The organism is Psychromonas ossibalaenae ATCC BAA-1528 (genome assembly GCF_000381745.1).
GTDB classification, from domain to species: Bacteria; Pseudomonadota; Gammaproteobacteria; order Enterobacterales; family Psychromonadaceae; genus Psychromonas; species Psychromonas ossibalaenae.
On the sequence record NZ_KB907071.1, the window covers coordinates 1 to 1,481 of the forward strand.

1 protein-coding gene is annotated in these 1,481 nt (G+C 37.5%); it reads left to right on the forward strand.

Features of this window, described 5'->3' with window-relative positions; genetic code table 11:
• On the forward strand, window positions 1–816 hold an 816-nt coding region (locus G327_RS27135; protein WP_019617278.1), incomplete at its 5' end, for an MFS transporter.
• Between the last annotated feature and the right edge of the window lie 665 nt (window positions 817–1,481).

Consider the following 1,481-nt stretch of genomic DNA (forward strand, 5'->3'; position numbering starts at 1 on the left):
GGTGATCAGGCTTCTGCATCAAGAAGGTTAACTTTTACCTCATCGATTAATTCACTGGGAACGACGCTGGCTCCATTATTTATCGGTTTGACACTAGTGACGTTAGGGATTGCTAATCTTTATTTCTTATTCGCTTTCGCAATTTTTTCCCTAGGAGTGATTATCTTTAAAAGTAATATTCAAGACTTTAAAAGTGATGAGCAGAGTCATTATGTTGAACAAATTAAAGCTTTGTTTAAACGGAAACACTTTGTATTCGGAGCCTGTACTCTTTTCGTTTATGTGGGAGTTGAAGTGGCGATAGGCACAGTTACTATCAGTTACCTTACCGATAAAAATATCGCGGCTTTAGAACCGGCCATGGCGATGACTCTGATCAGTCTGTATTGGGCTGGTTCAATGTTCGGCCGTTTTACATACAGTGCACTTAGTCACTATTGTGAACCTTCTAAAGCGTTAGGGGCCAGTGCTTGTATTGCTTCGTTGCTTATTATTTTTGCAATATTAAATAGTAATATTTACGGTGGTGCCGCGTTGATCCTGATTGGCTTCTGTAATTCATTTATGTATCCACTCATATTCTCAAAATCAATTGAGGGTCTTGGCTCCCTTACAAGTAGTGGCTCTGCCGTACTTATTATGTGTGGTATCGGTGGCGGGATCGTTCCATTTATACAGGCAGTTATGGTTGATTTAAGTGATATCAGAATGAGCTATATTGTGCCTCTGTGTGGATATTTATTGATCTTGGGTTATAGCGTTTACAGTAAGAAAAACGCAGATAAGAAAATACATAACCGGGAGGTTTTAGGATGAATTATCAGCATTTTTATAAAATGGTGAATACTATCCCAAATTATGACTGGGGCAGTAAAGCGATAATGCATAATTTATTTTATTTTCAGAAAAATAAAGTAGCACGACTACTGAACTCTGTTTTCGGTTCATTCTTATGAAGAATACGATATAAAAAATGTACGGCTGATTAATACCAATTCCATTAAATATCTGTTCAGTCTTGCTAGTTACAACCAATCATCTCTTTGTTGTAAGCCTTGTAAGGGGAACAACCACTTACTGTAGCTTACGTCTCGATATGGCTGATTCTTTCTGCGCAATACAAGATCATAAAATTAATGGAGTTGGTATAATTCCAGTAAAATACGGCTAATCAGCAACACGAATCATGGCAAGATCATTATCTATTGTTCAATCATACGTATTGTTCTCTTTATGTTTTCCTTCGTAATTCCAGACAGGCGGCTCACTTTGTCCGGCTCGGATGTGAAGCAAAGTTGTGAGGGTATACCTATTCCGGCTTGTGATATTATTAGCCCTATAAATCTCTATTCAGCTTTGGTTTTACTGTATTTGTAGATATTCAGCATGACCTGGTCAACTTAATTCAGTCACCCTAGTTAAGTTCTTTAAGCTACTTCTTTTAATGGTTTAGCCATACGCTCAAATTCATTGGGACTTTG